The sequence below is a fragment of the Rhodococcoides fascians A44A genome, from assembly GCF_000760735.1.
Classification (GTDB): Bacteria; Actinomycetota; Actinomycetes; order Mycobacteriales; family Mycobacteriaceae; genus Rhodococcoides; species Rhodococcoides fascians_E.
The window spans coordinates 959-22,706 of record NZ_JMEX01000009.1 but is presented as its reverse complement, the minus strand read 5'-3'; the positions used below and the strand labels follow the sequence as shown (position 1 = coordinate 22,706).

Below are 21,748 nucleotides of genomic sequence, written 5' to 3'. Positions count from 1 at the left end.
AAACTTGGTAGTTGATCGTTGAATGACAACGCATTCGGGTTGTTCGGTCTAGACGCCGCCCATGATGTTCACTCCGGCCGGCACGATCAGCATGATCATGAACAGCACGGCCAAGGTGCCGAGAGGTGCGTCCATCTTCTTCGTTTTGGCTCCTGCTTCGCCTTGTTCTTTCGAGAGCAGGGCACTGCGGAGCGCTCCGGCCCGCGCGGCAAGAGTGTCGGCCACGCTCGCTCCCTGGTCGCCGGTATAGGTCATGATGTCCGCGAGATCTCCCAACTCCGGCAGCGCCAGTTCGGCTGCAAGATTGGACAGAGCAGCCCATGGTGCCTGTCCGGCGAGGGACGCTTTCTGAAGCTCGGCATCCAGACGTAGAAACACCCAGCTATCGCCCACTGCGGCAGCGCGTTCGAGACTTTGGAATGCAGCGACGCCGCCACTTCGGTTCAACGAAACGAAGTCGATGAACGCCGCCAATGCTCGGGTGAATTCGAGTCGGGCACTAGCGGCGCGAGTCTTGACGTCGGCGTCGGGCGCGAAGAATCCCACCAGCGCCAGGACGAGGGAACCGGCTACGGGAAAAGTCAGGGGCACTGCCATGCCGAACAGCGCCAGGAGTGCGATCGAAATCGGCGCGATGATCAGACCTATTGCAGCGGAAAGGATTTTGTCTCCGATGAACTTTTGTGGAGTTTCTCGGAGGATCGCCAGGTCCGCGGTCGGGATCCTGAACCACGCCTGCGATCGCAGCCGCGGGTAGAAGCGGGCACCGACCTTGTAGGACAGGGCATCCGAACCGGTGAGGTCGTCACCGCCGCGGGTGTCGACGGTGTACGGGTCCGGGGCTGCACCGGACAGTCGTTCCATGGCATCGCCGAGTGCTGGGTCGGCCGGCAGTATGCGGAGAACGAGGAGGATCAAGCCGAGAGCGGCGAGAGCGGCAAGGGCGATCGCCCAGAGCTCGAAGTTGTTCATACTGCGCTCCTCTCACGTGCGGTGTTTGCTGCGTCGCGGTCCTTGGTGCCGATGAACCTGGGGTATTTCACTGGCAAGGTGTATCGCTTCATCCACCCGAGCACCAGGCCGAAACCGATGAATTCGAGGAACAGAACGGGCTGGAGGAGGGGCTGTTTGTACGGGTCCATGTAGTTGGTGAACAGGAACAACCCAACGATGACAACGACGGTGATGACGGTGACCCCGCGAGCGGTCGTGCGGGGCCCTTGCCGTTCCGCTTCGGCCGTTCTGCGGTTGCGCACGTTCTCTGCCACCGATTCTGAAAGTCGCTTCAAGGCTGCGGTGAGTCCGGAGCCGCGCAGGCGAGCTGCCTGCCGCAGTGCACCGACCACGTAGTCGCCGGTGGAATCGTCGAGATCGTCTGCGAACCGAAGCAACGCTTCGTCGATCGACACATTGCCACGCAGGCGCGTGATGAGGCTCGTAATTTCCGGACGCAATGCTTGAGGCATTCCCCTGTGCGTTGCGATGATGGCCTGTTCGAGGCCGGATCCTGCTGCGAGCACTCCAGTCAGGTTGCGCACCCATTCTTCGAGGGCATTGAGGCGTTCGATGTCGTCGGCGGCGGCTGACGATCCGAGTAGGTAGGGGACGCCTACTGCTGCGATCGGAATGATGGGGAAGAGTACGAACCATCCACTGAGGAGCCATGCAGCAAGGCCGACGGCAGTTCCGATGGCGAGGAGTAATTTTGTCCGCCGGGCAATCCGCGCACGTGAGGTGCGGTGGCGTGTCGGCGCAGTCGGGTCGCGGCGATCGCGAATTCCGTTGGCAAAAAACCACATCCCGGCGGCAAAGACAAGGACGATACCGACGGCCGTGAACGTGTACATCAGAGCCCACCACCTGTGATCGTGTTGATGGGGATTTGGTTCGGACTGAAACCGCCTGCGTAGAGCTTGCGGAGCAAAGCTGGGGGCAAAGTTCCGTATTCGCCGGTCCCGCCCGGCTTTCCTTCGTAAATTTTGGTTACTGCGGGCATGGCGTTTTCGCCGGCCTCGATATGGATGACCTCGCTGACGAATCGGACCTGACGCCTCTCGCCGGTGTCGGTAAATTCGTAGTCCGTCTGCAGCTGAATGATCAGATTGATGTGGTGTGCCACTTGGCGGTAGGCGTACTCGACCGGCACTCCTGCTTCGAGGGCGCAGGTGACGAGGCGGTCGATCGCGCCGGCGGCATGCTCGGCGTGCGTGGTACTCAGGGAGCCTTTGGCCATCTGCATTGCTTTGAACATGTCGATGATCTCGCCGCCGGCTACCTCTCCGACGATGACACGGTCGAGCTGCATTCGCACGAACTGGTAAAGGATGTCGGACAGCGTCGTCGCGCCGCGTAGCGCTCCGGTCAGCTCGTTTCGTTCGCCGCCGCCGGTGATTGCCTCGGCTGCAACAACATACGGTCTGCGACCGTCGAGTTTGTCGAGGAACAGTTCGTACTCTGTCTCTGCTGTGCCGATCCGTGTTTGCAGGGGAAGGCAGTTGGCGAGCGCACGAAGGTTGGTTGTTTTACCTGATCCCATGGGCCCGGAGATCACGATGGAGGCACCACCGATGACTGCGGCGCTGAGGATCTCGGACAACAGTTGGGGCATAACACCCATTTCGACCATCTTGTCGATGGTCACATCCTTGTGGCGGTGCATGCGGATGGCGATACTGGGATGGCGGACCGAGTAGCCCATCGCGGACAAGCGGATGTCGCCGGGCAGATTGAGGCGGAGGTTGGGGTTGACCTGCGAGAACGGTCGTCCACCACCGGGTGCGCGCTGCGCGAGGTTGGTGAGCCAGTCGTAGAGCTCTTCGTCGCTGTCCGCGATCGGCGGTCGTGCCTGCAGACTCCCGTCGGGGTACATCACAATGACGCTGTCGCCGTTGATGAGGATGTTCTCGACGTTCGGGTCGTCGACGAGCGGCTGAAGTGGGCCGAGTCCGAACAGCGTGTCGAAGACCGCTTTGACCAGCGTCTGTTCCTCTTGGACGCTCAGCTGTTCGTGACCGGTGTCGATCGCGGACTGCACTTCTTTGCTGACGAGATCTATGACGATCTGCCTGCCCGACTCACGCTCCTCGTCCGGGGTCATGGCAGTGACGCCCAGCTCAGGGTTGAGGGCCTGATCTGCTCGTTGGGTCTTACGGAGAGAGAGGATTTCGGATGCTTCTTTGGTCAGTTGCTTGACCAATTGGTGGTTGGTCCTCGCGACGTCCGACCGCTCAGCTGGAAATGGTGATGGCGATGTGAACGGGACCGTCTCGAGTCGCTCGGGTTCCGGGTGGGAGTGGCGACCGTCCTTGCCGGCTGCGGCGAGCAGACCTGCAGATGAGGAGCCGTATTGCCCGCTCCTGTAACGAGTTATCTCGTTGTCGCCATCGTCGAGGATGATCGGATCGGCGGCAAACATCGGTAGGTCGGGTAGGGCTGGTCGCTCGTCGTAGTCGAAGTCGGGGGCGTTGTTGGTCATGCGGGTGTTCTCCCTTTGGCCTTGTCGGCTCGTTACGCGGGCTGTGAGCTGTATGGCGAGTTGGCGATCCATACGGGCTGGTGCGTTTCGTGGAAGCGCTCGATCTTTTGCCAGGTTCCGTCGATTGCGCGTAGATAGCTTGATCGACGTCGCCGCCAATTACTGAGCGAGGCACCTTCGGAAAAAACTTGCGCGTGTACCGGTGATTCGGGAAGGACTGCGATGACGTCGAGGCCGGTCGCCGCGGCGGTCTCGGCTGCGCTGTAGGGCTCGGTACCCCTGACAATGAGGCCGATGCTGGCCGGCGACTTCGTATTCTCCAGATGCTGCTGTAGTGGGCCCAAGCCAGCACGAACCGCTGCCACTGCGGTCCTGGTCGGTCTGAGCATTATGGCGATAACGTCACTGTGACGGATCAGGTCTTGATGTCCGGACCGTAGATTGAGGCGACCGGCGTCGACGAGCAGGTCACCGCCGCCCTGTTTCGACAACAACGCCAGATGTGCCCCCAACGGGCCCCACGTCGACTTCATCGATTCCGTTTGAGCTGCATTGACCAGGCCGGGGACGAACCATCCTTGCGCCTTGGTCGGCTCCTCTGGATCGAACGGCCCGATTCTAACTATTTGGTGCTGGAAGGCTGGGCCTATTCGGCCGTGCCTGTTCGGCTCGACCAGTTGGATGATCGATCGGTCGTGCCGGCGGCGCGCGTGAAAGTACCCGGCCAGCGTCGGGGACGATCCGATCGGATCGGCCTCGATGTACAGCAGCTTGCGGGAGTCTGCGGTGAGAGCGATGCCCAGGCCGGTCGTCGAGACGCCTGGCGAGCCGGAGATCGAGGTCAGGGTGACGAGCATGGCTCAGCGCTCCCGGGAGTCGAGGACGATGGCGACGCGGTTGGTGGCGGCTCGGGCGGCGATCCAGCTGGCCTCGTCTTTCTTGACCAGAACGTCCACTGTCGTCTGTCCGGTCTCGGGGATGTCCTTCACGGCAACGACCTGTGCGTTCGCGGTGACCGGACCCTGCACCGGGGAATCGTCTTGATCTCGGGGAGTGTCGACGATCCGGACGTTGTCGCCTGCGAGCAGTGGCTCTGCGGGAAGTTTGCCGATTGCGACGGTGATGCCGACCAAAGTGTTGTCCCCGCTGGGGATTACGGCGTTGGTGAACGACGATGGGTTCAGTGCCGATCCGCTCAGGAGCGGAACTGCTGCGCTCTGGCCCACGACCGATGCTTTGTCTGTGGCAGGAACGGTCGCGATGGTCGCATCGCTGTTGACCTCTGCGGTTTTGAGGTCGTCGGTGGTGATCGTCTCCCCCTGTGGCACGTCGCGGGCGAGCACCAGAATTGTCGTGGTGGCGCGCATGGCGTTCACCAAAAAGACCGCTCCTACGATTGCGACGGTCATCAAGGCGACTCCCGCGATCCAGTACGACCGTCGACGGCGCACTTTGGTGGTGGATACGACTTCGGTGAAGTCATGGCCCGGCTTAGGAGATGCCTCTCTTGCGCTGCGCGGCTCCCCCACTGTGGCGGTCGATGTCTTTTCTTTGAGATTGCCGAACATGGGCATAGCTCAGTCACTTTCCGTTTGTGTCGTGGCGTCGAGGCCGAGATGTGCTTTGAGGGCAGTTCCGATGAGGTGGCTGCGGGAACGGGCCTTGAACTGGTCTTTCAGTTGATCGATGATCACCCAGTCATCGGCGTACAACCCGACCGTGACTCCCTTCTTCTCCGCCTTACCCTCAGACGGCTTCCCACCTACTCCCCTGGCGCGGAACAGACCTCCGCCGACCTTGCCTCCCGGAAACAGAAGGCTTTCGAGATCGCTGTGGACATCCTCGATAGCAGTGATGACCACCTCGCCGTGGGTTCTCCCTGTCCGTTTGCTCTCCTTCGCCAGACCGTGTGCAACCCCGACAGCAAGATGAACCGTCGACGGCACAATCGTGTCGTCGTGCCCCAATTCAGCTGCACCAGAGGATGTCTCCTCCTCGTTTGAACTCAACTGCACCACCTCCGCTGACATAGCACTTATCGATCCGGCCGGCGGCGGTGGCATGAAGGCTGCCCCGAGCGACTGTCGCGCAGGCGGAGATGTCGGCACGTTCGCACTCTCAGCGCTGTCGGTCCTCACTCACGATCCTTCCGATGTCCCCGTGTACCTGAGTCGCAGGCTTGAGTGCGACGTACGAGATATACCGGGTCTCCCGGACACCGCGAACAGCGTCGATCCGAACCGAACCCTGCAAAACGAACCCCGTGTTCGTCCCGCAAGAGGACCCCATCCCCTCCCCACCAGGACAAAGGCTATCTCCACCTCAACAACAGTGGTGATCAACACGCGGTACATAACATTTCAGTAACAAGGTAGTCGATCGCGCACTCGTTCAGTTCCGAAGCAAACGCGGCGCGGCACCGACCCCTGACGGTCCGTGCCGCAAGCAATGTCCTCTGCAACTTCTACGGGCCGTTGACTGACTCTCAACCGAACTGCACTCGGCGCTGCCTCTTGACTCCAAGACAAGTTGGATTATGATCACTGCCACGTGATCACAACACGATTTTGTTATCGTTTGACACTCATGTCGGACTGATGTGGTTCTCGTGACTCAGTGCTATTTGATTTGATGGCTTTCATGTGTGTCCACAATCTGCCGCCAATGTTTCTTCAACGCAGCGTCGTTCACCGACGATCTTGAACCGATCGCCATGCAGAGCTCACCAGGAAAACCACCACATCTACCTCTTCGGCCGTGGGCACAGTCATAGAACTGATGCCAGAGGGGTGGTGACACACCACCATTTACCTGCAACCATTGAACGATGAGCTTCTCCGACACCGCCACCGCGCCAGGCAGCGGCGTCGCAGCCCGAACGCTCGACGACCTACGATGGCACCGCGAGTTCCATCGTCAGTCCCAGTTTCGCTGGTGGGACACCGAGGCCGCGCTCGTTGCCACCGAATTCACTCGTGGACAGGACCAGTTCCACACAGTGCACGACCTGGCACAACTGGAGCGATGTCGGCTAGCGCTCGCCGACTACACCACGACCTGCCAGCGAGCCCTGGGCCGCGCCCTCAAACAGTCACAACACGTTCTCGACACGCAGAGCTGGACTTTCGCGACTGATGCGCTCCTGCTGTTGCCGTGGACATGCGAGCAGAGCAGCTACCTTGCGACCTGGGCCGACCCGCACGATCCGACAGCTCTGAGCAACCCTCAAGTCCGGCGCATTCAACGTTCCTGTGAGCGCATGATGTTCGGAAATCCCCTCATTCTTAGTTGGGAATTGAGCCACCTGTGGAGCCTCTACCGAGCCGCCGAGACACTGCTCGAAGACACCCTTGTAGATCTCACCGTTGAACTCTCAGAATCAGTCCCTGACGCCACCCTGCTGTGGGCCACCCAAATGGCGTCGAAGATCGGTCTGGAACAACGGATAGCCGAACAGCGAACGACCCGCGGAGAGCCTGGCGATCCCCGCCGCCGACTGCGTCAGAGCTATTCGGATCTACGCTGATTGGAACGCGAACAGTCCCCCGTTGACCTGGCGTCTTATGTGAAATTCGTGCCAGGCTCGCGTCGAACTACGTAGCAATCCTCGCACTCCCCTACCGATACCTCTCCCCTCAACACTTCGCTTGAGCCTTCGCGAAGCCAGCAGAGCCTGCGGATTGGGAGTCGCGGCCATGATCGCAGCTCGAATCGCACGCTGATTCGCACATATCGACGCTTTGTTGATCCGACATAACTACCCACTCTCGATCCCGTTCATCATCCCAGTGCTCTGCTCCCCTACCTCCGTTACCGTCTACCGGGCAATCATCCCAACACAATGGGCGTAGCACTTCGTAGTACTCCTCGCGCAGTAAAGCGTTGGTTTCATCGCGTACTAAACCGCGTGTTTGAGGGCGTACAAATACGCTTGTTACACCGTTGGTTAATACGCGTAATACTACGCATGCAATACCGGGTAGAACTCCGCACGTCAACACGCGGGTTAAATACCGTTTTGGTCAGCACATCAATGCCCGTGTTTCTTCACGTGTTAACAAGGGTGTTGATATGCGACTTAACGTGCGTATTGGTACGCTGTTACTAGGGCGCAGCACTACATGTTTTATTGCGCGTGTTTTGCCGCGTAAGAGTGCGAGCATTGATACGCATGGTGTTACGCGACTTAGACCGTGTTGACTGACGTGCGTGACTGGGCGTACTCTCGCGCACACAACCACGCACGACAACCTGCGCATCCGCCCGCACAAGAGCGTGCGGGACAAGTCGAGCCGCTCGCACGTACCGATTCGGCACCGTGAACGCCTCCCGGTCACGCTTCTCCACGGCAGCGCTCGAATAGATGCACGCGGATCCAGGACTCTGGAAGGAAGGTTCTATCGATGGCAATATCAAATTCCCTCGCAGTCACCCAAGGTAAAGGGGGAGTGGGCAAGACGACGGTTGTTGCCAACCTCGCAGGCCTGTTCGCCGCTGCCGGCTACCGTGTTCTCGTCGGGGAGTTCGACCCTCAGGGCAACCTGGCCCGCGATTTCGGTTACGAAAAGCAGTCCGGTGAAGAACTTCTGATGTCGTTGATGTCAGGCGGACAACCCCCGATCATCAAAGACGTCCGACCCGGTCTAGACGTCATTCCCGCTGGTCCTGCGCTCGTCGACGTTGCTGGCATGATGCTCTCCAGGCTCAGCCGCGGGGGCGAATCGCTGGGGCAGATCCTCCACAAAGTCCTTGCCCCGATCGTTCCCGACTACGACATTGTTCTCTTCGATACCCCGCCAGGCGACGTGATCATCGGTGATGCGGTGCTGTACTGCACGTCGTCCGTTCTCATCCCTACTCGCGCCGACGATGGCAGCCTCGACGGCCTCGACCGCGTCGCCGAGCGCTTCGCGCGTGCCCGGGAGCACAATCCGCAACTGAGATTGGCTGGCATGCTTCTGTTTGCGGTCGGCAGTAGGTCACAACGGCTCCAGGACCAGGTGAGGGAAAGTATTACGCAAGCCATTCCTGACACCATTGCCCCCATCTTCGGCACGACAATCCGCTACATGGAGAGCGCCGCTGCCGACGCGCGGCGGCATGGGCTCCTAGCTCACGAACTCGAAGGCGCTACTGCTAGCGCAAAGAAGGCTCGGTTGAAAGCGCTGAGGGACAAGGTGAAACCACCCAGCCTTCTGCTCTCTCGGGATGCAACCGGGTTGGCGGATGACTACGAGGCCCTAGCAGCTGAGGTCTTGCAACGCTTGGCCGAGCTTGCTGCCGAAGCCGATCACGCAGAAGAGGTAGCACCCGCATGAGCACCACTGATCGCAAGAAGCGACCCAGCCTGGCGGACCAATTCGACAAGCCCGCTCCCCGTGGATCTGGCCTCGCCAACATTTTCCCTCGCAATGGAACGGGTTCCCTCGCCAGGCCTGCCGCAGTGGAACCACGCTCGACCGACGTGGCTGCCGAAAGAGCCGTCGACGAGCCGCACGTACAGGCTCCGGACGTGACATCTGCACCGGATGCTCCTGCAGCACCTGCACCAGAGCCTCCGACCGAGGTTGCTACATCTGCCTCGCCCTCCGGGGGCAGCACTGCCGCAACCGAGGACGTAGCCACCACACCCGAAACCGGGGCCGACACCGCTACAGCGGAGCCGTTGGCTGCGATTGTCGGTGATGAAGATGTGCGCCCGATCGCGGTCTACGTTCCCGCGACGGTCAAAGAGGCCTGGAAGACGCGATCTCAGCGGGAGAAGAAGTCCTACGGCGAGATCGTCGAGGATGCCTTCGCCGCGCACACCCCGGAAACCTTGGTTCGCCTCTTCGCCCCTCGCGCCGTCGAATCGCCACGCGGTGGCATGCCGCGTCTGGCCCGCCCGAAGGTCGCGAGCGGGGGAGTGGAGGTGCGTCCACATCTGTGGGTAGCCCAGACCCGATGGATAGACGAGCAGGTAGAAGCAAGTCCGCTCATCCCCTCACGAAGCGCGCTGATTGCTGCGGTCGTTGAGGACTATCTGATCTCTTGATCCGCCGGGCCAGAGCGTCTTGCTCCTGGCTCCCCACCGTGCTCCCCACCATGCTCCCCACTCCGGTGGGGAGCGTTTTTTTGCCTTTGAGCTGCCCTTATCTCCATGCTCCCCATGCTCCCCACATAAAAGAGCCAAGGTCACGCGTATATCGATGAAGGGGCTTGCGCAGCGGGTCGGTTCGACGAGCTGGGGTGTTCGTCGTGTCCGGTGCCGCAGAGACAATGTCGAGAGATTTCGCCACTTCTGTCACAGAGGTAGATCGAGACGGATCTACCTGTCATGTGTGGTGCGAGGGCGGGTACGGACGAGGTGCGGAGGAACATGTGAACGTGGCACGACAGGCAGGCGACACACCGGATGTCGCGGCCTCCCTGTTTCTGTTACCGAATCCGTTTAATGTGATCGCATGGCTGGAAGCAAACCTGGGAGAGAGTCGAAGGGCCCTCGCATACCCGCAATGGTGCGCACGCCCGACACGCAGTATGCGCATTACAAAAACGAGGCCGACGCCCTTGGCCTCGACCTCAGCGACTACTACGTCTATGTCATGGCGCTGCACCATGATCTACCCATGCCGCATTACATCCAAGATCGAATCGATCCCGCACAGTACAAGCTGGGCGCGTGATGACCTACCCCTAGACAGTGAAAAACCCCCCTCGTGCTTGGCGGCGAGAAGGGGGGTCTTCCGGATTCACAAGTGAGCGAATCGCTCCGCTCCAACCACCCACCGGGAACAACCACGAACACGACAGGAGGTGTATTGACATCATAGCTCAGTACCCCTGCCTCGCCGTGATTTGCGCTCCGAACCCAGCGCGCGTCGTACATCTACGTGTCGGCGGTGAGTCGTGACGTCACCGACTCCCAACCGCGGCCACATGTGGTCGATGGACAACATCCGTCCACGCCTCGAGCAGCTCGGCGGCTTCAAAGCCACATCGAGTACCCAGTTTCAGGCGAGATGCCCCGTTCACGACGACCGTCACGCTTCGCTGTCTGTCACCTGGACTCCGGGCCACCACGGTTCTGGAATGGTGCTGCTGCGGTGCCATGGCTGCTCAGCGACGGCCGCAGAAATCGCCGAGCGTCTCGATATCGGTGTGTCCGATCTGTTCGACGAACCCTTGCCGAGTCGGGATCCGAGCGCACCGCGTGTCGGTAGATCCCCGCAGCAACGGGCAGCGGGCAAACGACGTGGGCGTCTGGGGCGTCTGCCTGCTCGGATTGCCGGTCCGATGCCGGAGCCCGAGGTCGAGCACTCTTGGTCGGAAGTTGCGCGCTATCCCTACACCGATGCCGACAGCGTATTGGTGCAGGAGGTCATCCGCGAGGAGTGCACCTCGTGCGGCGTCAAACACAAACGATTCCGGCAGTTGTTCGTCGGTCCGAATCGCACGTACGTCAAACGTAAGCCTGCGGTGTTCACTCCGGTCCTGTTCGCGATGCCGCAGCTGCAAGCGGCGCTGTCGGCCGGCCAGCCGGTGTGGCTGCTCGAGGGCGAAAAGGATGTCGAGACCGCGATGCGTCTCGGTCTGTGCGCGACCACGAATGCCCAGGGTGGCCTGAACTTTCCGCCACAGCTCGCCGAGGTGTTCGCCGGTGCCGCAGTGCGCGTTGTGCTCGATCGTGACGCCGCAGGATACGAGCGCGGCATCGAACTGGCGTCGCTGCTCGGCGCAGTTGATGCCGAGGTACAACTGCTGCTACCCGGCACAACAGATGACAAATCAGACTTCACAGATCACGTCGAGGCCCAGCTGTGGGATCCGGACGATATGTGGAACGGGTTGATTCCCGTCCATGTCGGTGAGGTTGCGGCACATGCTGCGCTGGCCAAGCTGCGCGGCAAGGCCGCCGAGGTCGAAAAGGCGGCTCAGGAAGCGGCTGCGCGTGCCGAGCGCGGGCGAGTATCAGGTCACCAGGATGAGTGCGCAGACGAGATCCGCCTCGCTGGGCGCTGGGCCGTCGAGGCGGAGCGCCTGTTCGAGCCGTTGAGCGAAGCCGTCGATGCGGTGCGTAGTTTCGCTGCCGCTGAGGGCACGAAGTGGTCGCAAGAAGCGGTCGATGCCGCTACCGCTGTGTGGCGTACTGCCCGCACGGCTGCCCGTGCCGCACACGATATTTCGCGCACTCCGATTCCACCGCTGCTGCACGACGAGGACGAGCACGACGCGGTGCCGCCGGCGACCGGATCCAGCCACATCGACGCCGGTGAATCGACACATCCGCTCCCTGACGGACCCCGACTGCACCTGGTCGGGGCGGCCACCCGCGGCGCTCAGATATCTGCACCGACGTATCGGGTCGTAGAGGGAAGCCTCGTCGAAATCGTCACCAACCGAGATGGCGAGCAGACCGCCAAAATGGTGCTCAGCATCGATGCTCGGATCGTGGAGATGGAATACCTCGAATCGCAGGACGACGGCCTCGACGTCGACGCACCGACCCTGCTCGGACGCGAAGATATCGTCGGGCAGCGGGAAGCCAATCCGCCGTCGCCCGAACAGCTTTCCGCTGTCGTCATCGGGTACACCCATCCCGATACGGGCGAGTTCATGCGTATGCGGGTGGACGCACAGGACTATCGGGACTGCACCTGGGCGGATTCTCTTCCCGGGCCGCCGACGTACGACTCCAAACCCTCTGGAATCGCCAAACTTCGCGACGCCCTGAAAGTGGCGGGTGGAGTGACGATTGCCCGGACGGTTCGATTCCGTTCCACCGGTTGGCGTAAGGACCGAAACGACGAGTGGTTCTACGTGCACGCGGGTGGCGCTATCAGTGCTGCCGGTGCCCGTGTTGCGCCGGTTCTGCTCAGTGGACCGCTCTCGCGTTACGACCTGCCGTGCCCGATCGCCGATGCACCTCGATTGCGTGATGCCTTCATGGTCGATTCGGGATCGATGCTGACGCGTCTGCCGGTGCGAATCGCTGCTCCGTTGCTCGGGCACGTCTTTCGCGCGGCCTTGGGACCCAACCCCTGGGTTCTTTCGCTCATTGGTTCGCCCGGTTCGTACAAGACCTCGATCGCGTCGATCGCGATGCATCACTTCGGTGAGCTGTGGGATCGTCGGCGGCCGGCATCGTCGATGTCAGGTAACGGTGACACTCTCAATGCGCTTCGCATCAAACTGAATTCGTCGAAAGATGCGCTGTACTGGGCCGATGATGTCGCTCCCACACGAGACTGGGGGGCTGCACAGAAAGCGCTCGAAGAGTTCGCGCGCATGGTCCACAACGGCGAACAACGGAGCCGTTCCAGTCGCGACGGGTTGAGCATCCTCGACGGCACCGCCCCCCGATCGTCCGCGATGGTGACCTCCGAGGTCATGCCTCGACCAGGGTCCGGCGCTCAGCGCATGTTGGTGGTGCCGTTGCAGTCCGACGAGATCGAACTCGACGAGCTGATTCGACTCGACAGTGAGCAGTCTCGACATGGACGCGCCCTGCTGATGGCCTCGTTCCTGCAGTGGTTGTGCCCCCGCCTCGAGGAACTGCGGGAAAAGGTCTTCAACGAGGGCGCGCACTACGCCGAGGGCTTACGTGAGCAGGGTGAGACCGTGCGCCAGGCCGAAGCGGTCGGTGCAGTGTGGGCAGGGTGGCAGGCGTTCACCGCTTTTCTGCTCGATGTCGGCGCGCTCGATGCCGATGAGGTCGAGCAAGTTCTCGACGTCGTCGACGGCGGATTGCACGACGCGGTCGTCGCTGCGGCCGATCCCGATCTGCCTTCACGTACCGGGGCGCGGGTGCGCGAGCTCCTTGCGCACGCACTGCGTACCGGGTTGGCCTACGTCGACGACGTTCGTACCGGTGAAGCACCCGACCGCCCGCTCGCCGGCCGGTTGGGGTGGCGACGGACGTTGGTCTCGGACTATCAGGACGTCAAGAAGTACCGCGAAGACGCACGCGGGATCCGGTTGGGGTACGTGCTCACCGACCCCGGACCACGCGACGGTGAAGCGCAGCTGTTGATCGAATCGACTGCCCTCGAACAGGTTCTGAAAGCCGCGGCATCGACGATGTCCGATGCTCCACAGATCGATCGAGGCACGGCGCTGCGGGCCCTCTACGACGAGGGAGTTCTGATCGCCGAGGAACGCGCAGGCAAGACACCCCGTTACACCGTCCAACGCACCATCCATTGTGAGGAACGGCGGCAGCGGATGACCGCTCTCCGTCTGTGGGCGATCCTCGGCGACGGCCCCGACGACGGTCAGATCGGCATCTTCGACGCTGATGGCGGACCCGACGATGCACCGGACGGTACGACACCGAGCGACGTTCCGGGTTCGACCTCCGCAGTGGCCGACCTCGCGACGTTGTTCTCGGTATCGAACAGCGACACCTCATCGACGACGGGCAGCTCTCGTGCCAACGACGCGGAAGCTACGTCTGACAACTCCGAACAGGAGGACATTCCAGTGGGAAGCTACCCCGATGCCGAGGGCCATATCGCTGTGGCAGAACATATTTCGCCGAGCGTCCCGTGCGTGAAGTGCGGAGTGGGCTCGGGCCTTCGCTTCGATGGCCACGTTCTGCACGCGCAGTGCTGGTTCGGAAGCACAGCTGCCTCCCGCGCTGCACTGGTTGCCGATACCGCAGCCGCAGCGAAGCCGCCTGCACCCGCCTCCACTGGCCCGCGGCCGTCGAACGAACCTGCTCGTCGAGCTGCTTCCGAGGCCGCCGAGTCGAGTGCTCCTACGGTTGCGCAACCCAGTGCGCCGCTCGAGACCACGCAGCCTCGGCGTTCAGCTCCCGCGAAGACCGCGGCCAACCCGTTCGCTGCCCCTGCCGCCGTCCTGGACGTCGATGGCATTTGGATGCCCGACGGAAGTCGAATCAATTTGCCACAGAACATCTCTCACGTCGGTCATGTCGCCGCGCTGGTGCAGGAGCTGCGTCTGGGCACTCAGACTTCGTCGTGGCAGAGCGAACCGGGACAGATCTGGGTGACCGCGGCGATGACCGAGAAGTTCGGGGTGGATCTGAGCACGCTGAGCGACGATCCGTCGCAGCGACGCAAAGACGTCGGCGAGGCCACTGCCGGCACAGCGTTCGTCACAGATGCAATCGCCGACGGTTGGACCCTGGGCAAGCCCGGTGACCGGCTCGGTGCGTGGACCCGTGTGTGGCGCACCCAGGGCGAGCACCGCGGTGTGTGGGTCGTCCTGGCTGCCGGCATGAACGCCGATCCACGCGATATCCCTATTCTCGGAGACCGACCGTCCCCGAGCAAACTCGCGCGTCGATTGTCGCTGTTCGCCAGCGCGTTGAAGATGCCGTGGGTGATCACCCCGCAGTCCACAGGTTTCGACCTGATGATCTCGACTCGATTCAAGGACCGCGAGCGGATGTTCGGGGCACAGACTCCCGTCGGCCCGGCCACCATCAGCTCCCTCGAGGACGATTACGCATGGTCCCGCAAACCGACCAGCGACGAGACATCGATGATCTACGTCCACGCGTACGACCGAGGAGGCTCGCATGCTGCGGGAATCGCCGGTTTGGAGATGCCGATCGGATCGGCCACTCATCATCCAGACGGGCGAGCGTTCGACAAGAAGCTGCCGGGCTATTGGCGGGTAGAGGTTCCCGAGGCAGGGGACTGGCGCATCCCACATCCATTGATGCCTCTCGGCGGCCGGCCGGGCCTGCTGTGGGTGACCACACCGAGTCTGCAGGTCGCCGGAGAACTCGGCTACGAGCTCGAACCTGTCGAGGCCTACGTGTGGAACGAACATGGCCGAGTACTCGATCCGTGGTACGAGCGAATCCGGGACGCACGAACAGCTTTGGACGTCGACGACGTCGACGCTCAGTTGGCCAGAGATCTGCTCAAGGGCGTCTACACGCGCACGATCGGCCAGATGGGGTCCTCGGTTCATATGACCGGACGAGCAGGTTTCTCGCCTGAGCGACGCCATCACATCATCGCCAAAGCGCGGGCGAACATCACTCGTCGCATCGTCAAGATCGGCACCGTCTCCGACCGGTGGCCGGTGGCCATCACGAACGACACGGTTCTCTACACCAGCAACGATCCGGATCCGATCGCGTCCTGGCCTGGGGAGGACAAGCAGCTCGGTCGAGGGTTCGGCCAATACAAGTGGGAGGGCTCCGCTCGACTCGGCGATCATCTCGAGTTCCTCGTCGGTGGCCGCTACAAGGGCAAGGAAGCGCTGACGATGAACTGGGATGCCACGACAGGCAAGGGGGAATAGCCAATGGCCGGGCGCAAGCATGCTGGCTTCAAAGAGAACCTGGAAGCAGACGAACGCCGACGCAGCTCACTGTTCCAGGGCTTGACGGGCAGGCGTGGTGCCGATGTCTCCGGCAAGGCCGGCACCACCCCTGACATGCGTGGGATGCTCCTCGCCGCGTACGGCCCGGGCACTCGGGGCGGGGTGAACACTGCCGCAGCTGCGCGCGATCTCGGAGTCTCACGTCGTACGGTGGAACGCTGGGTTGCCGCCGAGGGACGCCAGCGAATCTCGAAGCCGAAGGCCGAGACTCTGAGCAAGCTCACCACCAAGTCGCGGCAGGCAGCGACGACGCAACAGGGCCGGCGCGCCGCCATCAAAGCTGTCCGAGAGAGCAAACAGGGCAAGTCGATCGCCAAATACGGTGCGCGCGTACAGATCAAGGGCCGACAAGGCGTCGCCGGTGGGGGAGGGTTCTACATTCGCAATCGTTCCATCCAGATCCCCCCGGATCAGAGTGGTATGTCGCCATCCGATGTCGAGTCGATGTGGTCGGCGTACGAACGCGGCGGCGACAAAGCGCTCTCGAAGTGGCTCAGCGGCTACGCCAGCGATCGGTACGTCGACGGATGGACCTTCGAGAGCATCGACAACATCTCCATCGACCCGGTCTGACCATAAGAGTCTGCGAGTTCAGGTGTTCGGAGTGTCCGGTGCAACCGCTACGGTATCGGTGGAATCGCGCACGGCAGCGCTCTGCAGGAGGGATCAGAAAGACATGTTCGAGACCAAGTCTCAGCAGTGGAAGACCCGCGTCGTTTCTGCGTTGGCGGGTCTGATCCTCGTCAGCATGGCTGTGCAGGCCAAAATGGGATACGGCGTCTTTCTCGGACCACTCCATTAGAGCGACATGAACCCGAAGCGGCCGCGGTGGACCAAACGACAGCTCGAGGTCGCATTCACCGCGTGCTACGGCCCCTTGGTCAACGATGGTGTCGATATCGACTATGTCGCAGCGGCATTCGGGGTGACTCGCCGTACCGTTCAGCGTTGGCTGCAGGGCTCACCTCGCGCTCGAGCGGCCATTCCCGTCCGCCGGTTGCAGCAACTTCAATTTCCCCTTCCTGAAATCCGACGTGTCGAACAGCAGACCCTCGACAATGCACGAACTGTCTTGACCGGGCTCGATCTTCCCCGTGGCCGCGGTGTCCGCAAGGAATGGCGAGAGCGACGATGGCTGGACCCCCATGTCGTGGCGATCCTCCGTCCCCACGGCTCTCCGGACCTGCGGCAGGTAGCGATCGCCAGAGGCGCACCACGCCCCGTCGCGGCACTACATAAGCGGGGCCCGCTCGATGACTTCGTCACCGTTCCCACCCGTTTCCACGCCGACGCCCTCGTCGGTGAACTGCTCGACCGCGTCGGCCCATGGCGGCTCTATCCGGACGACCGTGTCGTCGAGCTCGGCCGAACCCGCGTGTGGGCCGCATGGGCACCACCGATCGACCTACCCGCTATTGCCCGCGGTGCGGGCCTACTCGACAACTGATCAGCCTCGACCGCCGTACCCACGCTCAGTACTCGTATCCGCACCCATGACTGTCCTGTGTCGCCGCGACGAGAGAATGTCAAAGAAAGAGTGAATCGCGATGAATCGCAACAACAACTGGAACTCAAGCCTGTATATCGCTGCTGTTCCGCTCGGGCTTGCTGCCGCCTACCTAGTCGTGTGTTGGCCTTTCGAGGCATTAGTCTCGGTTCAGAGGCATCTCGGTACCGGATCCGAGGTAGTCACCGAGTCGACCCCGCCGACGATGCCCGGCGCTCAAATTGGCTTCCTAATTCTCTTCTTCGCCGCAGTTGCCGGTCTCGCTCTCGTCGCGGCGGTGCGCCGGTTCATCGAACCGAACGAGACCGAACCGAACAGCTTCCCTGGGACGTGGCGAGCGCGGACGCTGATGAGTGCAGGATTGTTCCCCATCGGCCTGTGCATGGCCTCGTTGCTGTCCCCCGAGGATGCCGAAAACCTTTCGCGCACCAGTGACTACGGCAACCCGGCACAATGGTGGAACAGTGCGCACCTTCTCGTCGCCGGCTTGGCCGAGGAACCGTTCTTCAGTGCGCTTCCGGTCTTGTTGCTCTTCGGGGTCGTCGGACTGGTCTGGCGCGTCCAGCCGTGGATGCTCGGCATCGTCATCGCGAGCTCAGCTCTGTTTCGAGCCTCCATCCATCTGTACCAGGGAACAGGGCAAGCGTTGTCGGCGTTCGTATGGGGCGCTGTGGCCGTCTACGTCTACTATCGACTCCGCAGTCTCACGGGACTCGTTCTGGCCCATACAGCTTGGAATGCATTCGTCATTGCGAACAATGGTGACTACACCGCGGCTCAGATAGTGATCGGCGGGTGTATCGCATTCACCGCCCTGTGGTCGATTTACCGACTGTCGAACACACCCACCCTCAAGCACGCCGATCTAGCACGCCCGACGGCAGCGGCCGGCCACTTTTCGATCACCACCAGCGAAGGACATTGATGAGGAATCTGACAACCATCAAACGTTGCGCGGTGATCGGCAATGCGGTGATCGGTATCAGCGCCTTCACAAAGAGCGGAATATCGTTGTGGCAGCTCGCTACTGCCAGCGGATACCCGGCAACACTGGGATGGGTTCTGCCACTGGTGCTCGACGGAATGGTAATCCTCGCAACACTCATGCTCGTCGTCGACGCCTCACACCGCTGGTTCGCGTGGGCCTTGCTGATTCTCGGGTCGATCGCATCGACGGCCGGCAACATCGTGCACGTCTCGATGGTGGACTACAGCTCGACCTTCACCGTGGCCGCGCTGGCCGCTGCTGCGCCGCCGCTGGTGCTGCTGGTCACCACGCACCTGATGATCCAGCTGGTCCGACTCGAAGCATCAGCTGTAGACGACAGCACCGACCAGCGTCACTCGGCCCCGAACAGCTCCACAGAGGCCGAAACAGCCGTTCTGTGTGTCCACGTCCTGAAACTGGCCAGCGAAGGCCACGAGCACGCTGCAGTGGCCACCAAGACCGGGCTACCCATTGAGGTCGTCGACGCAGTCATCGCAGCCGCCGAGGACGAACTCCAGATCGGCTCTGAGGAGGATCGATACCTCGCCCCGGCATGAGTTCCCCGTCGGTCTACTTCATTCGCGAGCTCAGTTCGTCGAAGAATGCTGCGAGCATCGACGGCGCGTCGGGGCTCTCGAACTCTTTGCCCCCGAACCGATAGACCTCGTATCCCGCTAGCCGGAGACGTCGGTCTTCGGTGACCATCTCGGCGTACAGCTGCGTGCTGGCGCGGCCGTCTTCGTTGGCGTAGTGCTGACGACCGTCGACCTCGATGACGACGCGTTTTCTTGCACTGAAGAGCAGCAAGAAGTCCATGCGTTGGCGTTCGAGGGGACTGCTGCCCTTGCGTTGATACTTGGTGTACGGGTCGTAGTGGAGGTAGACCTGCGGGATCAGAGCGGGAATACCGAAGCCGTGCTCTCCGTATCGACGTGAGTAGACGTCCAAGACCATCCGCTCGGGTTCGTTCTTACCGAGGCTCTCTCGCAGCCGTTTGTACAGTGACCGCCCGACATCGCGATCGTCCGTGTCTGCCATTGCTTGGTGCTCACGCCACCACTGAATCAGCTCCTGAAAGGACAGGCCGGCCTCGGTTATCGGTCTGTCGTAGACCAGGCAGAACTCAGCATTCTTGGTGATCAGGATGTCGTTGCTGACCGCGTCGCGGAGCACCATCTCCGGTTTGGGACCATTGGCCGCGAAAATGAGGTTCTTTGCGGGAGAATCGACACCGCTGGAGCCCTTTTCGTACTCTGCGATCAGCACCGCGAGCCCGTGGTCCGCGACGTCGCATTCTGCAAGCACGCGACGCGCCAGTGCGACGAGCTGGGGGATCTCGAATCCTACGAGGTAACCATCGATCAGCGACCGCTTGGTGTCGGCCTCAACCGGGGTACCTGTACCTGCCCACGTCAGGTCGAGTTCGTCGGGTAGGACCACTTCGAGGGCGGCTCGCGAGAACCCATAGATCAAGGTGTCCTCGATCGCCGACCTGAGCGTTCTGGTCGACACGATCACCCGTCGCGGCGGCTCCTCCGAGAGGCCGGCCGCAAGTGAATCCCAGAAGCTCATCGGTCAGAGGCTCCGCGGGCGGCCATGTTGAGCGGAGCGCTTACCGGCGTCGATGGCCTGGATCCAAACGAACTTCGGCGAGAATCGCCCAGAGCTTGGCGTCGTCGCCGTCGTCTCGGTGATCGGCGATGGCCTGCACGAGGGTGTTGATGACCTCACGAGAGCGTGGATTGAATCCGGCAGCTCGCGCACCAGCCCAGGCCAGGGGGTCGTCGACCACCTTGTCGAGCCTGTCGAGGGCGTGGATACACAGGTCGTGGAACTTGCCGGCACGTTTGTATTGGGCGTCGTCGAGTTCGCCGGTATCGAGCGCTGCTGCTGCTTGCTCGACGTAGACATCGATGATCGCGTTTGCGCGATCGTTGAGCTGCGGATCGAAAGTGAGGGTGTTCCAGAATGCACGCCAATTGGCTGTATCGCCGGCGGTGTTCGAGCGCGGCAGGAGGTTGTCACGAATGATCGCAGCCAGTTCCGGGTCCGTCAGTTCGCTGATCGCTCGGGCGTCGGCGGAATTCGAGGGGAGCGGGGCCGGCGTCTTGCTTCGACGCCATGGCTCGGGCTCGGTCATGTGTGCAGCTTCCCTCTCGAACGTCGCGGTTGGTGCGTTTTTCGTCGGCGGCCCGTGAGATCTGCTCCGGTATTTGTATCACTCGAACAGGACACTTCGGTCTGCTCTTTTGGCCGCTTCGTGAACTTACCGCCCGGCGCACCCGCTGTCCCCGGCACCGGGTGCGCCGGGGACATTTTCGCTTGTCAGGTGCTGTTTTTGTCGGTGTGTCGGGGTAGGTTCGAGTTGTTCTGTTGATCGGGCGGACTGACCATCTGCCCTTGTGTTAGCCCTGGGAGGGTTTCGTCGTGAGCGGTGTGTCGAGCGAGAACGCGGTGTCGGGTAGCGAGATGGTGTGGCGTGAGCGTGTTGCGTGGGCGTATCTCGCTCACGTGGCGCGGGGGCAGGGCTCGTTGGTGCATCTGGCGGTGTCCTTATCGGGCGTGGAGGCTGCAGCCGAGGCTGTGCGGCATCGGGAGGTGTCGGAGGACTTGTTGCGTGCGACGGCTCGCTCGTGGGACTACTCAGGTGCCGAGGCAGACCTCGAGACGGCGGCAACGCTGGGAGCACGATTGGTCACTCCTGCGGACGCTGAGTGGCCGCAGCGGCTGCGGATGGCCGGATGGCTGGAGGGATCGACTCCGGTCGCTCTGTGGGTTCGTGGACAGGGCGCGCTGCCCGGTGCTGATGTGTCGGCGGTGGCGCTCACCGGCACCCGGGCTGCGACCGCTTACGGCGAGCATGTCGCGTCGGAATTTGCCGGGGATCTGGCGATGCGTGGGGTGGCGGTCCTGTCGGGCAGCGGGTTCGGGATCGAGGGAGCGGTGTTGCGGGCAGCGTTGGGGGTCGGTGCAGGACCGGTAGCGGTAATGCCGTGCGGCTTGGATCGGGCGTATCCGTCCGGTCACGCTCGGTTGCTCGAGCGCGTCGCGGAACAGGGTGTGGTGGTGAGCGAGTACTCGTTCGGTGCAGAGCCTCGACGAGAACGATTCAACGGGAGTGGCGCGCTGCTGGCGGCTCTCTCCGATGCGGTAGTGGTGCCCGAGGCCGGGTCACGCGGACGTGCACTGTCTGTGGCCAGGGAAGTGCACAGGCTCGGGCGGGCGGTGTACGCGGTACCAGGGCCGGTCACCTCCGCAGCGTCGAACGGATGCCATACGTTGATCATCGACGGTGTGGCGCGTCTTGCAATGTCGGCTGCTGGCGTGTGTGCTGATCCGAACGTCTCCTGATCGGCTCGACACCGATCCGAAAGTGTGGTCGGGTATGGACGTGAGCCCTAGATGGGCCTCGGAAGCCGACTCCGCTCCCGAGGAG

Annotated in this window: 19 protein-coding genes; 11 read left to right on the top strand and 8 right to left on the bottom strand. The window is 62.1% G+C overall.

Translation table 11 applies throughout. From position 1 onward, the window contains the following. Positions 1-48: 48 nt before the first annotated feature. From BH95_RS26835 to BH95_RS26810, 6 genes are all read right to left on the bottom strand, one after another. Complete coding sequence (locus tag BH95_RS26835) at positions 49-972, bottom strand: type II secretion system F family protein (RefSeq protein WP_032364991.1); 924 nt, start codon at positions 970-972, stop codon at positions 49-51. Next, positions 969-1,847: a type II secretion system F family protein gene (locus BH95_RS26830; protein WP_052047795.1), complete on the bottom strand. Its 879-nt coding sequence runs from the start codon at positions 1,845-1,847 to the stop codon at positions 969-971. The genes BH95_RS26835 and BH95_RS26830 overlap by 4 nt, the downstream gene beginning before the upstream one ends. Beyond that, a complete protein-coding gene (locus tag BH95_RS26825; protein ID WP_015586074.1) occupies positions 1,847-3,475 on the bottom strand; it encodes a CpaF family protein in 1,629 nt (542 codons plus the stop codon). The genes BH95_RS26830 and BH95_RS26825 overlap by 1 nt, the downstream gene beginning before the upstream one ends. Positions 3,476-3,507: 32 nt before the next feature. Beyond that, complete coding sequence (locus tag BH95_RS26820) at positions 3,508-4,332, bottom strand: hypothetical protein (RefSeq protein WP_015586073.1); 825 nt, start codon at positions 4,330-4,332, stop codon at positions 3,508-3,510. A 3-nt stretch (positions 4,333-4,335) separates the two neighbouring features. Continuing rightward, positions 4,336-4,884 carry an SAF domain-containing protein gene (locus BH95_RS26815; RefSeq protein ID WP_230591630.1) on the bottom strand — a complete coding sequence of 183 codons (549 nt, stop codon included), beginning with the start codon at positions 4,882-4,884 and terminating at the stop codon, positions 4,336-4,338. A 168-nt stretch (positions 4,885-5,052) separates the two neighbouring features. Beyond that, on the bottom strand, positions 5,053-5,613 hold the full coding sequence (locus BH95_RS26810) for a hypothetical protein (RefSeq protein WP_139278540.1): 561 nt from the start codon (positions 5,611-5,613) through the stop codon (positions 5,053-5,055). A gap of 689 nt (positions 5,614-6,302) precedes the next feature. On the opposite strand from BH95_RS26810, the gene BH95_RS26805 reads away from it, so the two are divergent. From BH95_RS26805 to BH95_RS28000, 10 genes are all read left to right on the top strand, one after another. Then, positions 6,303-7,001, top strand: coding sequence for a hypothetical protein (locus BH95_RS26805; protein ID WP_015586069.1), 699 nt, complete (start codon positions 6,303-6,305; stop codon positions 6,999-7,001). A gap of 877 nt (positions 7,002-7,878) precedes the next feature. Continuing rightward, a complete protein-coding gene (locus tag BH95_RS26800) occupies positions 7,879-8,793 on the top strand; it encodes a ParA family protein (protein ID WP_015586067.1) in 915 nt (304 codons plus the stop codon). Continuing rightward, complete coding sequence (locus BH95_RS26795; protein ID WP_015586066.1) at positions 8,790-9,509, top strand: hypothetical protein; 720 nt, start codon at positions 8,790-8,792, stop codon at positions 9,507-9,509. Before BH95_RS26800 ends, BH95_RS26795 begins: the two co-directional genes overlap by 4 nt. Positions 9,510-9,969: 460 nt before the next feature. After that, positions 9,970-10,140, top strand: coding sequence for a hypothetical protein (locus BH95_RS28940; protein WP_015586065.1), 171 nt, complete (start codon positions 9,970-9,972; stop codon positions 10,138-10,140). Positions 10,141-10,363: 223 nt separating this feature from the next. Beyond that, positions 10,364-15,736, top strand: coding sequence for a telomere-binding protein (locus tag BH95_RS26785; RefSeq protein WP_032364989.1), 5,373 nt, complete (start codon positions 10,364-10,366; stop codon positions 15,734-15,736). A 3-nt stretch (positions 15,737-15,739) separates the two neighbouring features. Continuing rightward, positions 15,740-16,390: a helix-turn-helix domain-containing protein gene (locus BH95_RS26780; protein ID WP_015586063.1), complete on the top strand. Its 651-nt coding sequence runs from the start codon at positions 15,740-15,742 to the stop codon at positions 16,388-16,390. Positions 16,391-16,493: 103 nt separating this feature from the next. Continuing rightward, complete coding sequence (locus BH95_RS29870; protein WP_254924250.1) at positions 16,494-16,619, top strand: hypothetical protein; 126 nt, start codon at positions 16,494-16,496, stop codon at positions 16,617-16,619. A gap of 6 nt (positions 16,620-16,625) precedes the next feature. Then, positions 16,626-17,264, top strand: coding sequence for a hypothetical protein (locus tag BH95_RS26770; protein WP_037185687.1), 639 nt, complete (start codon positions 16,626-16,628; stop codon positions 17,262-17,264). 100 nt (positions 17,265-17,364) lie between these two features. After that, positions 17,365-18,249 carry a CPBP family intramembrane glutamic endopeptidase gene (locus BH95_RS26765; RefSeq protein WP_015586060.1) on the top strand — a complete coding sequence of 295 codons (885 nt, stop codon included), beginning with the start codon at positions 17,365-17,367 and terminating at the stop codon, positions 18,247-18,249. Then, positions 18,249-18,869 carry a DUF2637 domain-containing protein gene (locus BH95_RS28000; protein ID WP_015586059.1) on the top strand — a complete coding sequence of 207 codons (621 nt, stop codon included), beginning with the start codon at positions 18,249-18,251 and terminating at the stop codon, positions 18,867-18,869. Before BH95_RS26765 ends, BH95_RS28000 begins: the two co-directional genes overlap by 1 nt. 13 nt (positions 18,870-18,882) lie before the next feature. On the opposite strand, the gene BH95_RS26755 is transcribed toward BH95_RS28000, so the two are convergent. After that, entirely contained in the window at positions 18,883-19,884 is a 1,002-nt protein-coding gene (locus BH95_RS26755; RefSeq protein WP_072692241.1) for a hypothetical protein, read from the bottom strand. A 40-nt stretch (positions 19,885-19,924) separates the two neighbouring features. Further along, a complete protein-coding gene (locus tag BH95_RS26750; protein WP_015586057.1) occupies positions 19,925-20,452 on the bottom strand; it encodes a hypothetical protein in 528 nt (175 codons plus the stop codon). Positions 20,453-20,739: 287 nt separating this feature from the next. On the opposite strand from BH95_RS26750, the gene BH95_RS26745 reads away from it, so the two are divergent. Continuing rightward, positions 20,740-21,663 (top strand): DNA processing protein DprA, encoded by a 924-nt coding sequence (locus tag BH95_RS26745; protein WP_052047799.1) that lies wholly within the window; start codon positions 20,740-20,742, stop codon positions 21,661-21,663. Positions 21,664-21,748 lie beyond the last annotated feature (85 nt).

What these genes read in the sequence shown, in the direction of transcription:
- BH95_RS26835 (WP_032364991.1), bottom strand. Translation starts at nt 972, where the DNA reads ATGAACAACTTCGAGCTCTGGGCGATCGCCCTTGCCGCTCTCGCCGCT.
- BH95_RS26830 (WP_052047795.1), bottom strand. Translation starts at nt 1,847, where the DNA reads ATGTACACGTTCACGGCCGTCGGTATCGTCCTTGTCTTTGCCGCCGGG.
- BH95_RS26825 (WP_015586074.1), bottom strand. Translation starts at nt 3,475, where the DNA reads ATGACCAACAACGCCCCCGACTTCGACTACGACGAGCGACCAGCCCTA.
- BH95_RS26820 (WP_015586073.1), bottom strand. Translation starts at nt 4,332, where the DNA reads ATGCTCGTCACCCTGACCTCGATCTCCGGCTCGCCAGGCGTCTCGACG.
- BH95_RS26815 (WP_230591630.1), bottom strand. Translation starts at nt 4,884, where the DNA reads ATGACCGTCGCAATCGTAGGAGCGGTCTTTTTGGTGAACGCCATGCGC.
- BH95_RS26805 (WP_015586069.1), top strand. Translation starts at nt 6,303, where the DNA reads ATGAGCTTCTCCGACACCGCCACCGCGCCAGGCAGCGGCGTCGCAGCC.
- BH95_RS26800 (WP_015586067.1), top strand. Translation starts at nt 7,879, where the DNA reads ATGGCAATATCAAATTCCCTCGCAGTCACCCAAGGTAAAGGGGGAGTG.
- BH95_RS26795 (WP_015586066.1), top strand. Translation starts at nt 8,790, where the DNA reads ATGAGCACCACTGATCGCAAGAAGCGACCCAGCCTGGCGGACCAATTC.
- BH95_RS28940 (WP_015586065.1), top strand. Translation starts at nt 9,970, where the DNA reads ATGGTGCGCACGCCCGACACGCAGTATGCGCATTACAAAAACGAGGCC.
- BH95_RS26780 (WP_015586063.1), top strand. Translation starts at nt 15,740, where the DNA reads ATGGCCGGGCGCAAGCATGCTGGCTTCAAAGAGAACCTGGAAGCAGAC.
- BH95_RS29870 (WP_254924250.1), top strand. Translation starts at nt 16,494, where the DNA reads ATGTTCGAGACCAAGTCTCAGCAGTGGAAGACCCGCGTCGTTTCTGCG.
- BH95_RS26770 (WP_037185687.1), top strand. Translation starts at nt 16,626, where the DNA reads ATGAACCCGAAGCGGCCGCGGTGGACCAAACGACAGCTCGAGGTCGCA.
- BH95_RS26765 (WP_015586060.1), top strand. Translation starts at nt 17,365, where the DNA reads ATGAATCGCAACAACAACTGGAACTCAAGCCTGTATATCGCTGCTGTT.
- BH95_RS28000 (WP_015586059.1), top strand. Translation starts at nt 18,249, where the DNA reads ATGAGGAATCTGACAACCATCAAACGTTGCGCGGTGATCGGCAATGCG.
- BH95_RS26755 (WP_072692241.1), bottom strand. Translation starts at nt 19,884, where the DNA reads ATGAGCTTCTGGGATTCACTTGCGGCCGGCCTCTCGGAGGAGCCGCCG.
- BH95_RS26750 (WP_015586057.1), bottom strand. Translation starts at nt 20,452, where the DNA reads ATGACCGAGCCCGAGCCATGGCGTCGAAGCAAGACGCCGGCCCCGCTC.